Annotated in this window: 13 protein-coding genes; 4 read left to right on the top strand and 9 right to left on the bottom strand. The window is 58.6% G+C overall.

The window, feature by feature from the left end; translation table 11 throughout:
• Positions 1-149 precede the first annotated feature (149 nt).
• The 3 genes from V8G57_RS26055 (at position 150) to V8G57_RS26045 (ending at position 2,444) form a co-directional block, all read left to right on the top strand.
• Positions 150-758 (top strand): Crp/Fnr family transcriptional regulator, encoded by a 609-nt coding sequence (locus V8G57_RS26055; RefSeq protein ID WP_014006000.1) that lies wholly within the window; start codon positions 150-152, stop codon positions 756-758.
• Positions 759-1,019: 261 nt separating this feature from the next.
• Positions 1,020-1,193 (top strand): hypothetical protein, encoded by a 174-nt coding sequence (locus V8G57_RS26050; protein WP_175501155.1) that lies wholly within the window; start codon positions 1,020-1,022, stop codon positions 1,191-1,193.
• 273 nt (positions 1,194-1,466) lie between these two features.
• Positions 1,467-2,444, top strand: a complete 978-nt coding sequence (locus V8G57_RS26045) for an NAD(P)H-quinone oxidoreductase (protein ID WP_342831928.1) — start codon at positions 1,467-1,469, stop codon at positions 2,442-2,444.
• A gap of 69 nt (positions 2,445-2,513) precedes the next feature.
• On the opposite strand, the gene oxlT (V8G57_RS26040) is transcribed toward V8G57_RS26045, so the two are convergent.
• The 5 genes from oxlT (V8G57_RS26040) to V8G57_RS26020 form a co-directional block, all read right to left on the bottom strand.
• Positions 2,514-3,821, bottom strand: a complete 1,308-nt coding sequence (gene oxlT, locus V8G57_RS26040) for an oxalate/formate MFS antiporter (RefSeq protein ID WP_092402262.1) — start codon at positions 3,819-3,821, stop codon at positions 2,514-2,516.
• A 213-nt stretch (positions 3,822-4,034) separates the two neighbouring features.
• Complete coding sequence (locus V8G57_RS26035; RefSeq protein WP_342831927.1) at positions 4,035-5,042, bottom strand: 2-dehydropantoate 2-reductase; 1,008 nt, start codon at positions 5,040-5,042, stop codon at positions 4,035-4,037.
• A 52-nt stretch (positions 5,043-5,094) separates the two neighbouring features.
• Positions 5,095-5,862, bottom strand: coding sequence for a fumarylacetoacetate hydrolase family protein (locus tag V8G57_RS26030; RefSeq protein ID WP_342831926.1), 768 nt, complete (start codon positions 5,860-5,862; stop codon positions 5,095-5,097).
• 246 nt (positions 5,863-6,108) lie between these two features.
• The gene (oxlT, locus tag V8G57_RS26025; protein ID WP_092402271.1) at positions 6,109-7,446 is read right to left on the bottom strand and encodes an oxalate/formate MFS antiporter; all 1,338 of its coding nucleotides are present in this window, start codon (positions 7,444-7,446) and stop codon (positions 6,109-6,111) included.
• 336 nt (positions 7,447-7,782) lie between these two features.
• Positions 7,783-8,118, bottom strand: a complete 336-nt coding sequence (locus tag V8G57_RS26020) for an HAD family hydrolase (RefSeq protein ID WP_092402274.1) — start codon at positions 8,116-8,118, stop codon at positions 7,783-7,785.
• 168 nt (positions 8,119-8,286) lie between these two features.
• Between V8G57_RS26020 and V8G57_RS26015 the strand changes: the two genes are divergently transcribed.
• On the top strand, positions 8,287-9,216 hold the full coding sequence (locus V8G57_RS26015) for a LysR family transcriptional regulator (protein ID WP_092402278.1): 930 nt from the start codon (positions 8,287-8,289) through the stop codon (positions 9,214-9,216).
• A gap of 10 nt (positions 9,217-9,226) precedes the next feature.
• Here the strand turns inward: V8G57_RS26015 and V8G57_RS26010 are convergent, their stop codons facing one another.
• The 4 genes from V8G57_RS26010 to fdhF all read right to left on the bottom strand — a co-directional run.
• Positions 9,227-9,652: a DUF2442 domain-containing protein gene (locus V8G57_RS26010; protein ID WP_342831924.1), complete on the bottom strand. Its 426-nt coding sequence runs from the start codon at positions 9,650-9,652 to the stop codon at positions 9,227-9,229.
• Positions 9,636-9,887 (bottom strand): DUF4160 domain-containing protein, encoded by a 252-nt coding sequence (locus tag V8G57_RS26330; RefSeq protein WP_425458333.1) that lies wholly within the window; start codon positions 9,885-9,887, stop codon positions 9,636-9,638. The genes V8G57_RS26010 and V8G57_RS26330 overlap by 17 nt, the downstream gene beginning before the upstream one ends.
• 98 nt (positions 9,888-9,985) lie before the next feature.
• Positions 9,986-10,210, bottom strand: coding sequence for a formate dehydrogenase subunit delta (locus V8G57_RS26005; RefSeq protein WP_092402287.1), 225 nt, complete (start codon positions 10,208-10,210; stop codon positions 9,986-9,988).
• Positions 10,211-10,232: 22 nt separating this feature from the next.
• The coding region (fdhF, locus tag V8G57_RS26000) for a formate dehydrogenase subunit alpha (protein WP_342831921.1) at positions 10,233-11,965 on the bottom strand (1,733 nt) is incomplete at its 5' end.

Here is an 11,965-nt window from a genome sequence, read left to right as displayed (position 1 = left end):
CCTGTTATCGGTTATCTGCCTCCGCAATACCTCTTGCATTGCTTTAGCTTGATGCCATCTTAGCCAGCTCATAGACAGGACAGCATTGACCTCGGTCAAGTTTTCACGCATCATCTTCACAGCTGTCGACCATCCCTTAAAACGCCTACATGACCCTCATAGAAAACCATCCAGAGAAAAACATCATTCGTGTTCAGCTCAGGCAAAATAATGTTTTAAAAGACTTGGACGAGAGCGAAATGCTCGAGTTGGAATCGCATCTGATCGTAGTGGATGGCGGTAAAGGAGAAATTCTGCTGCACCAGGGCATCCATGAGATGGAGCAATATTTCATCCTGGACGGCATCCTCAAGCGCGTGGTGACAAACCAGCAAGCCAAGGAAATGATCCTGCGCTTCGCCGACGAGCGCGACATGGAGACCAGCTACGCCGCGTGGCGCCTGAAGACGCCGACTCCGTACAGCATCGTGTGCGTATCCAAGGCGCGGGTTGCCAAACTGCCATTGCAGCAATGGGCGGCGTTCATGGACAAGCATCCGAAACTCAAGCAAGCCTTTGAATACGAAGTGATGCGCCTGATGAGCGAAATCATGGCGCACACCATCACCTTGCACTTGCTGGATGCGCCAGGCCGCGTGCACCGCTTCTTGCGCAAGCATCCTGACCTGTATGACCGCATGCCGAAAAAAGAACTTGCGACTTACTTGAATATTTCCCCGGAGACCCTGAGCAGGTTGAAACACCAGGGAAAAATCTAAGCAAATTTAAACAACAGACGGCATCGTGCATACTCTGTGTATACAGGACGCCGCCGAAACGCTGAATCCAGCCTCCACAGCCCTCAAACCTGGCCGCATCGACCTAATACTGTTGTATTCCTGGCAGATCCTCTTATATTGCAGCGCGAGATATTGACAGATGGCATACCTGTTATTGGATAATGTCATTAGAAAAGTCATTATTCAAAATATATAATGCAAAGCAGCATAAGAGATTCTTACTTTGACAGGAGCACTACCGTGACTACAGCAACCAACAGCTACACCCCGGCAAGCAGCACTGGTTTTTCCGCAAAAGTGGCAGGCATCGCCTATGCTGTAGCCGCGACTCTTCTGGCAGTCGACCTGCGCGAGTCCCTCGACGCAGCAACGACCGGCGACAAGACAGACGCCACCTACACCTGGGGCCTGTAATTCCCGGCGATGCGAGCTCACTCCGGTGACGCCTGCAGGTGTAGCAAAAAACAGCCGATCATCGATCGGCTGTTTTATTTTTGGCAGCCGATTCATAGCCCTCGGCAATCTTCCGGAACAGTGCTCCCGCGCCGCAACATAATATAGATATCCGGTCAGGTTATATCATCAAGGAAAGTCCAGGTCTAAATCGGGAAGATTGAGCCCGATCAATGCGCGGTCCTCGACATCTTCGTAGACTGATCCGGTTGCCAACTACCGGGATCGGATTCCATGCGCGCCATCAACATCACCGCCTTCGGCGGACCAGAAGTCTTGCAGGTCAGCGAACAGCCCGTGCCTGCCTTCAAGCCCGGCGAACTGCTGATCAAAGTGCAAGCCGCCGGCGTCAATCGTCCAGACGTATTGCAGCGCGCCGGCCACTATCCCGTGCCGCCCGGCGCCTCCACACTACCCGGTCTGGAAATCGCGGGAGAAATTGTCGACGGCGATTTCAGCGATACCACCTGGCGCAAAGGCGACCTGGCGTGCGCGCTGGTCCAGGGCGGCGCCTACGCCGAATACTGTACGGCGCCGGCAGCGCTGTGCCTGCCGGTTCCTGCCGGCTGGAGCGTGCTGGAAGCGGCCTCGCTGCCGGAAACCTTTTTTACCGTATGGAGCAATGTATTTGACCGCTGCCGGCTGGCGCCGGGCGAAACCTTGCTGGTCCAGGGCGGCACTTCCGGCATCGGCGTCGCCGCGATCCAGATCGCTACCGCGCTGGGACACCGGGTATTCGCCACCGCCGGCTCAGACGAAAAATGCCGCGCCTGCGAAGTGCTGGGAGCGGAACGCGGCATCAATTACCGCACGGAAGATTTTGTCGAGACAGTCAAGAGCCTGACCCAAGGCAAAGGCGTGGATGTGATTCTCGACATGGTGGCGGGCGACTATATCCAGCGCGAGCTGAACTGCCTGGCCGACGACGGCAGGCTGGTGTTCATCGCCATGCTTGGCGGCGCCAAGGCAAACGTCCATTTCGGCCAGGTCCTGCTGCGCCGGCTGACGGTGACCGGATCAACCCTGCGGCCCAGGCCGGTAGCGTTCAAGGCAGCCATTGCCAGCCAGTTGCGCAGCCATGTCTGGCCGCTGCTGGAGAGCGGGAAAATCAAGCCGGTGATTTTCCAGACTTTCCCGCTCGAACAGGCTGCGCAGGCCCATGCGCTGATGGAAACCAATGCGCATATCGGCAAGATCATGCTTTCGCTGTGACAGATTGGCCGCAATAGGCAGAAATAGGCAGCCGCGGGACGACGCCAGGCGCCGCCCCGCGCACCAGGATCAAGTCGAACGTTTCACCGCAGCCGCTGCGTGCGGATCGAACGCTGAGGAATAGGCAGGAACTCCCTTGTCGACCCAGCGCTTGCGCATCGGCGCCAGCACGAATTTGGCGACCAGGCCGGCGCCGATGGTGATGATGGAGGCGGCAAGGAATACCCGGTTCCAGGCGCCGCCGGCGGACAGCACCGAAGTCAGCGGCACCAGCAAGGCCGCGGTGCCCTTCGCGGTGTAAAGCGTACCCGCATTGCCGGCGGCGAACTTGCTGCCGAAGGTGTCGGCGCAGATCGCCGGGAAGATGGAAAATATCTCGCCCCAGAACAGGAACACCAAGGCCGCAAACAGCATGAAGGCATACGGGTTATGGCCGTATTCCATCAACCCCAGCAAGGCCACGCCTTCACCGATGAAAACGATGAACATGGTGTTTTCACGGCCGATCTTGTCGGATATGAAGCCGCACAGCGGCCGTGTGAAGCCGTTGCAAAGATTGTCGATGGACAGCGTCATGGTGAGCAACGGCAAGGTCACGCCCAGCAGCGTCATCGGCAGCTTGGCGATGCCGAAATCCTTGGCGATCGGCGCCAGCTGCGCGGTGGCCATCAGGCCGCCGGCGGCGACGGCGACGAACAGCACATAGATCAGCCAGAACACCGGCGTCTTGATCATCTGTCCGGCCGTGTAGTCGATTTTTGTCATGGTGATCTTTTTGGACGCCGCCACGCCCGCGGGCGGCACCGGCCTCACCATCATCAAGGCCAGCAGGAAAATGCATACGCCTTGCAGGATGCCGAAGAACAGGAACGCCCTTTCGTAGCCGGACGACTGGATCATGTTGGCGATCGGGATCACTGTCACCGCGGCGCCGGCGCCGAAGCCGGCAGCGGTCAGGCCAGCCGCCAGGCCGCGCCGGTCGGGGAACCATTTCAGCGCATTGCCGACGCAGGTGCCGTAGACGCAGCCGGCGCCTATGCCCGAGATGATCGCCGCCGCATACAGTTCGAACAGGTTGGTCGCCATCGAGTTGATCACCCATCCGGCGCCGGCAAACAGCGCGCCCATGGCGATCACCGGGCGCGGGCCGAATTTGTCGACCAGCCAGCCCTCGATCGGCACCAGCCAGGTTTCAGTCACGATGAAAATGGAAAACGATAGTTGAATTGCCGCCTGGCCCCAATGATGCTTGGCATCCATGGGATTGACGAATAATGTCCAGGCATATTGCAGATTGGCGACCAAGCCCATGCAGATGATGCCGATAATCAGTTGAATCCAACGATTAGGAGCTCGCTTGGCGTTACTGGTGTCCATGTATCTTGTCTCCTGATGATTTTAGGATGCTTATTTATTATGGGTGCTTGTTATTGAATACATATTATTCTGGTGCTACCGCAAATATCCCTGTGGCCGCAATATACGGAACTTGCGCCATGATTCATTTTGCGAGAATTTCCTGGCTTAATCCTTGACGACGGTTAAGATTGCCCACTTTGCCGCCGCGCCGGATCAGCCATGCGCCGCGCTTCAGGCGACGCGCTGCAGCTGCAGCTGGCCGCGCTCTTCCTCGAAGGTCTTGGCCAGCAATTTCACCAAGGCGTAGACCGTATCGAGATGCGGCGTCGGCGTATGCGTCAGGCGCGCCAGTTCGATCACCGAACCTACCAGCGCATCGATTTCCAGCGCGCGCCCTGCTTCCACATCTTTCAGCATCGAGGTTTTATGCTTGCCGATTTTCTCGGCGCCGGCGATCCGCTTGTCGAGCGGTACGCGGAAGGTGATCCCGAGTTTGTGGGCGATGGCCTGGGCCTCGGTCATCAGCGCAGCAGCCAGTGCGCGCGACAATGGAAACTGGCAGATGTCGACCAGCGTCGAATGGGTCAGCGCGCTGATCGGATTGAAACTCAGGTTGCCCCACAGCTTGAGCCAGATTTCAGAACGGATGTCGTCCAGCACCGGCGCCTTGAAGCCGGCCTTCACGAAGCATTCTGAAATGCGCGTCACGCGTTCGCTGTGGGAACCGTCCAGCTCTCCCAAGGGAAAACGTTCGCCTTCAAAATGGCGCACCACGCCCGGCGCTATCAGCTCGGAGGCCGGATACACCACACAGCCGATGACCCGCGATGCCGGGATTTTTTCGCTGATCTCGCCGGTCGGGTCGACCGTTTTCAGAATGCTGCCTTCCAGCGCGCCGCCATTCTTGTGGAAGTACCAATAAGGAATGCCGTTCTGCATGGTGACGATCGCCGTCTCCGGCCCCAGCAAGTGATGCAGCTGGTCGGCGATGCTTTCCAGCTGGTGCGCCTTGAGCGCCAGGATCACCAGGTCCTGGCGCCCGGCCAGCCGGTAGTTGTCGGTGGCCTTGGCCCGGGCGATGTGTTCCGAGCCATCCTCCAGGATCAGCTTCATGCCGTTGCGGCTGATGGCGTCGAGGTTGGCGCCGCGCACGATAAACGTGACGTCTTCGCCGGCCAGCGACAGCTTGGCGCCGACATAGCCGCCAATGGCGCCGGCTCCTACAATTGCGATTTTCATGATTGCTCCGTACTAGTAATAAAAAACCTGGAGGCCCTGCTGCAGCTTGTGCCTACTCAAAACGGTTGCTGAGCTTGCCAATGCCTTCGATCTCGATTTCCACTGTGCTGCCCGGTTTCATCGAGCCGACCCCGACCGAGGTGCCGCACAAGATGATGTCGCCGGGATAAAGCGTCATGTCCTGGGAAATCAGGCTTACCAGCTGCGCCGCTGAAAACAGCATGTCGCTGACCGGGTAATCCTGCCGCACTTCGCCGTTCAAGATGGTCCTGACTGTCAGCGTTGCCGGATCCAGCCCGCTGGCCACCACCGGCCCGAACGGGCAGAAGGTGTCGCAGCCCTTGGCGCGCACCCACTGTGCAAACGACGGGTCGCGGTTCAGGATGTCGGCGACTGTGACGTCGTTGGCGCAGGTATAGCCAAAGATGTATTTGCCGGCCTCGGCTTCGGCGACCCGGCTGGCGGTCTTGCCGACCACGATGCCCAGCTCGCCCTCGAACACCACCTTGCCGCCGGCGGCCGGCTGGCGGATGGTTTCCTGCGGATCCAGGTAAGAATTCGGCGACTTGATCAGGTACAGCGGCTCGGCCGGCCGCGCCAGGTTCAGCTTGGCGCCGAGCGCGCCGAAGTTGTTCCACAGCGCCAGGATCTTGCTGGGCTGGGTCGGCATCAGCACCTTCACCTCGGCCAGGTCGACAAACAAGCCGGACGGCTTCGGCGCCGCGAACATGGCGCCCTCCCATATCTGGACCCGCTTGCCTTCCAGGGTGCCGAAGCGGATCGTGTTTTGGTATGTAAACCGTAGCCAGCGCTGTATCATTTTCAATCTTCCCCGACCTGTTAAGAATGTGACGGCATCGCCCCAGGACAGTAGGCAAGCCATGTAAATATTTGGCGCACACCTGCCCTGTCGCATCCGGTTGCGGATGCGGGCAAGCTGCTGCTATATGGATAAAATGGCGCGAGAGAATGACGCGAGAACCGGAGCGCTGATGCGGACTGCCTTATCCGTCCAGGTTCTTGAGGGGATCGCCCTCAAGAACCTTTGGACAAGATCCGATGATGGTCAGACCAGGCGGTCAGGAACGCGGCCTAGCGCTTTCAGTTCTGCTTCTTTCACTTCGTGTTCCGGAATCGATTCATCCATGATCGCCTTTCGCATCGGCTTCAATACAAACCACGCCAGCAAGGCAGCTACCGCATTCATCACGCTGCTGACGACAAACACCGCTTCCCAGCTGCCGGTGGCCGCGGTCAGCATGCTGGAAAATGGCACCAGCAGAGCCGCGGTGCCTTTGGCGGTATACAAGAGACCTGCGTTGGCCGCCGCATACTTGCTGCCGAACGTGTCGGCACAGGTAGACGGGAACAGGCTATAGATTTCGCCCCAGGCGAAGAACACCAGGCCGGTAAGGATCACGAACAGCAGCGGATCGGCGCCGAATTTATACAGCATCAGGATGCCGAACGATTCCAGCGCAAAGCAGATGAACATGGTCTGTTCGCGTCCGATCTGGTCCGACACCCAGCCGAAGAACGGCCGCGTCAGTCCGTTCAGGACGCGGTCGATGGCCAGTGCAAAAGTCAGCGCAGGCAAGACCAGGCCCATGATGTTGACCGGCACGTCCATGACCTTGAAATCCTTGGCGATCGGCCCCAGCTGCGCCGTCGCCATCAGGCCGCCGGCGGCGACCGTGACGAACATCAGGTACATGATCCAGAACACCGGCTGCCGCAGCACTTCGCTTGGCCGGTAGTCGCGCCGGCCCTGCTGCACCTTGATCTTCAAGGCTGCGCTGCCCTTCTTCAGGTAGCTCGGCGCCGCCTTCAGCCCCAGCGCGATCAGGAACACGATCACGCCTTGGCCGATGCCGAAGTAGAAGAATGCGGCTTCATAACCGCTGCTCTTGATCATGGCCGAAATCGGGATGATGGTGATCGCCGAGCCGGCGCCGAAGCCGGCCGCGGTAAGCCCCGCCGCCAGCCCTCGCCGGTCCGGAAACCATTTCAGCGCATTGCCGACGCAGGTGCCGTACACGGCGCCGGCGCCGACGCCGCTGATGGCGGCCGCGATGTACAGCATCGGCAAGGAAGATGCGTAGGAATTCAATACCCAGCCAAGGCCGCACAGGATGCCGCCCACCAGCACCACCGGACGCGGGCCCAGCTTGTCGACCAGGTAGCCTTCGATAGGCACCAGCCAGGTCTCGGTCAGCACGAACACGGTAAAGGCTATCTGGATCGCGGCCTTGCTCCAGCCGTATTTTTCAGAAATAGGATTGACAAACAAGGTCCAACCGTACTGCAGGTTGGCAATCATGGCCATGCAGATGATTCCCATCACAAGCTGCCACCATCGATGGGAATTCGATACCTTGCCCCCCAGGGCACTGTCTTGATTCATGTCTCCGTCTCCAAATTATGGTTGGTTTTCTACGTCGCCATGAACACTGCATTGTGCCTAGCATTGCGCATGGGCGACCATGAGTTCTATGTCCACCATGCATTCCTTATCCGTCCGCGTCGCCGTCTTTTGCAGCAATCGCGGAAAATGCATGGTCGCACTGATTGTGCGAGGACTTGTGCCGGCGATCCTTGACTGCGGTCAAGATTAGTAGTTTTCTGTTCCTAAAAAAAATACCGGGCAGGCCTGGAGCAAGTCGAATTCATTAATTCACATGCAACTTGGCGCTTGCGGCTGCTTTTGCGGCCCCGCGCCTGTATCGAAAACCGTGCTGCTTCAGACGCCGACTTCGGCCCGCTGCACTTCCGCCCAGTTGACGCTGAAGCCCGGCTGGCTGCCGGAAGCCTTGATGTTTTCCAGGCATTGCGCCCTGGCGCATTCGATCGCCTTGATCAGGAAATCGGCGTCGTAGGCATTCAGCAAATGACGCTGATGGGTTTCGATGTAGGTGCAGATCACGTTCTTTTCGCCGGCGCCTGCCAGCAGTGAACGGTAGATGTCGTAATCCCAGTGCCAGCTCAAGCCCAGCTCGTGGAAAGCGGCGTTGTAGGCATACAGCGATGTTTCTTCGGCAGGGTCAAAAAAGGTACGCTCGATGGTGATGCTGGCCATGATTCATTTCCTCCTAAATACACGTTTCAGTGATTGGAACTGCCTGACGGGTTCATCTGCATTTATCTCCAGACTTGAAGCCATGGTAGGGAAAATAAATCATTAGTCATAGTTAAAGTTTTTGTGCATAATCATTAGCACATACTTATAATATAAAAGGAGGCCGGAATGAAGAACGCTACGCTGCGACAGCTGAAAACCTTCGAGACCGTGGCGCGCCATCTCAGCTACTCGCGGGCGGCTGAAGAACTGCACCTGACGCAGCCGGCCGTGTCGCTGCAGGTCAAGCAGCTTGAGGAGCATGCAGGCTTGCCCTTGTTCGAGCAATTGGGAAAGAAGATCTACCTGACCGCCGCGGGCGTGGAAATGCTGCGGCACGGGCGTTTGATCATCCAGCAGTTTCGTGAAGCCGAAGACGCCATGGCGCAGCTGAAAGGCGTGTCCGGCGGCAGGCTGAATGTCGCCGTGATCAGCGCCGGCGATTATTTTTTCCCGCGCCTGCTGGCAGAGTTCCAGCGCCGCCATGAAAACGTCAGCCTCAAGCTGACCGTGCATAACCGCGAGGAGCTGCTGCGCAACCTGCAGGATAACCAGACCGACCTGGCGATCATGGTCAGGCCGCCGGAAGACCCCGGCATGGTACGGCGCGCCTTCGCGCCCCACCCTTACGTCATCGTGGCCTCGCCCCAGCATCCGCTGGCGGGCAAGAAACGGATTCCGATGGCGCGCCTGATGCGCGAGCCGTTCATCGTGCGCGAAAGAGGCTCGGATACCTGGAATTCCATGCAGGAGAGTTTTGGCGACCACCTGGCGCAGCTCAATGTGGCCATGGAGATCAAGAGTTTTGAAACCATCAAGCAGGCGGTGATCGCCGGCATGGGCGTCAGTTTCCTGTCGGTCCACACCATCAGCCTGGAACTGCAGGTCGGCAACCTGGTGGTGCTCGACGTCCAGGGTTTTCCGGCGATGCTGAACTGGTACGTGGTGCACCGCCAGCACAAGCAGCTGCCGCCGGTGGCGATAGCTTTCGAGAATTTTCTGATGAGCGACGGCGCTCAGCTGATTGAAACGTTTACCCGTTTCAAATTGAAGCCCTAGGGACAGGCTCCTAGGCCGCCTTCAACTCTTTTGTTTTCCTGGGCCGTCCGCCCAGCTTGCCGTTTTCGCGTGCGGCCTTGGCTTTCGCCTCGGTGGATATCTTGCCGCCCATTTTGCCGATCTCGGACGCCATCCAGCGTTTTGATCCGAGAAAACCTTCAAGCAATGCAGGCAGGTACAAGTCCGCATCCAGGTGCGGAAAATGAATCCCCAGGCCGGAAGGCGTAATTTCGGCGTCGGCAAGCTCGGCCTGGTGCGCATGCTCCAGGCCTTGCACGTGCTTGGGAGAAAATGCCAGCTCCAGGCCGGAGGCAAGCACAATGACGATGCGCGCTGCGCGGCGATCATAACGCACCTCCACCGCTGCAGGGAATGCTTTCCGGGTAGCGGCGGCGCGCTGGCTGGCCGCTTCAAAAGCCTTATCGGTAATGTCCATGATCTGACTCCACTTGTCGCAAAGAGCAGCCAGGCAGGTATTGAGCCCGCTCGCAATCTTGTTCAACTCTCTCTGGGGAAAACGCATAATTCTCTCGCAATTCGGCTGGCCCGTCCGGGCAATGCAGGTTAAACACTGCTTCGCATCCGCACCCGATAACATGAACGTGGGCTGGACGATGATCGTTTGGATAAATCGTTACACGCAGTCCGAGAATTGCCAGTACAGTGGGCATTATAGCAAAAACCCAAGCGGTCTGGGTTATTCTTATTTGTCAGGAATTTAACTTTACTCCAAGTTAATATAAGGAAAATCACAAATCGCAGGCGCCGGTCAGAGCACCGCTGCGCGATGGCTGCGCAGGGTCTCCAGCACAATGTCCATCAGGTCCGCGCCGTCGTGCTGATCCACATACTGCAGCAGGGAACGCCGCATGCGCGGCTCCCAGAAGCGCTTGATGTGGCTGGCGATGTCGCTTTGCGCCTGCTCCCTGTCCGGCATGGTTTCAAAGAAGCTGCCGATCTGGTTCGCCATTTTGATAAGGTTGTCCGGATTCATTTTTTTCCCTTGCTGGATCGCTTCATTTGCTTACCACATCCGCCAACTGGCCAGCCTCGCCCGCCAGCAGCCCAAGCTGCTCGCGGTTGAAGCGGCTGTATTGCTGCTGCCATTCGGACGGCTGCGCCACCGGCATCACCTGGACTGCCGTGACCTTGTACTCCGGACAATTGGTAGCCCAGTCGGAATTATCGGTAGTGATCACATTCGCGCCCGATTCCGGAAAGTGGAAGGTGGTGTACACCACGCCAGGCTGCACCCGCTCCGTCACCGTCGCCCGCAATACCGTCTGCCCTGCACGCGACTCAATGCCGACCCAGTCGTCTTCGCGTATGCCGCGGTCCTCGGCGTCGTGCGGATGGATTTCCAGCCGGTCTTCGCCGTGCCACTGCACATTCTCGGTACGCCGGGTCTGGGCGCCGACGTTGTATTGCGACAGGATGCGTCCGGTGGTCAGGATCAGCGGATATTTTTGCGTGACTTTTTCATCGGTGGCGATGTATTGGGTATTGATGAACTTGCCCTTGCCGCGTACGAACTCGTCAATGTGCATGATCGGCGTGCCATCCGGCGCCGCGTCATTGCATGGCCATTGGATGCTGCCAAGCTTTTCCAGCTTGGCGTAGCTGACGCCATGGAAGGTCGGCGTCAGCGCCGCGATTTCATCCATGATTTCGGACGGGTGCTTGTACGGCATTTCATAGCCCAGCGCCTTGGCCAGGGCGATCGTGACTTCCCAGTCCGACAAGCCAGCCTTTGCAGGCATCACCTTGCGCACGCGCGAAATGCGCCGTTCGGCATTGGTGAACGTACCGTCCTTTTCCAGGAACGACGATCCCGGCAGGAAGACATGCGCATATTTGGCTGTCTCGTTGAGGAAAATGTCTTGCACCACGATGCATTCCATGTTCGACAGCGCCGCCGTTACATGCTGGGTATTCGGATCAGACTGCACGATGTCCTCGCCTTCGCAATACAGTCCCATGAAACTGCCGTCCATGGCGGCGTCGAACATGTTTGGGATACGTAACCCCGGTTCCGGGCTCAGGGTGACACCCCAGGCTTGTTCGAATTCGCTGCGGGCGGTGCTGTCCGAGATATGGCGGTAGCCTGGCAACTCATGCGGGAAGGAACCCATGTCGCAAGCGCCCTGCACATTGTTCTGGCCGCGCAGCGGATTGACGCCGACGCCTTCGCGGCCGACGTTGCCGGTGACCATGGCCAGGTTGGCGATGCCGATCACGGTGGTCGAACCCTGTGCATGCTCGGTGACGCCCAGGCCGTAGTAGATCGCGCCGTTGCCTGCAGTGGCGAACAGCCGCGCGGCGCCGCGCATCTCTGCCGCCGGTATGCCGGTGACGGTTTCCATCGCTTCCGGCGAATTGTCCGGGCGCAGCACGAATGCCTTCCAGTCGGCATACGATTGCCGGTCGCAGCGCTCGGCGATGAAATCGGCTTGCTCCAGGCCTTCCGAAAGGATCACATGAGCCAAGGCTGTGACTACCGCGACATTGGTGCCGGGCCGCAGCTTGAGGTGGTAATCGGCTTCAACGTGCGGCGACTTCACCATTTCAGTGGTGCGCGGATCGACCACGATCAGCTTGGCGCCCTGGCGCAGGCGGCGTTTCATCTGAGAGGCAAACACCGGATGGCCGGAAGCAGGATTGGCGCCGATGATCATGATCACATCCGACTGCATGACCGAATCGAAAGTCTGGGTGCCGGCCGATTCGCCCAGCGTCTGCTTCAAGCCGT

Source organism: Collimonas rhizosphaerae (assembly GCF_038896935.1).
GTDB classification, from domain to species: Bacteria; Pseudomonadota; Gammaproteobacteria; order Burkholderiales; family Burkholderiaceae_D; genus Collimonas; species Collimonas rhizosphaerae.
The sequence above is the reverse complement of the archived record's forward strand: the minus strand, read 5'-3'. Positions and strand labels throughout refer to the sequence as shown.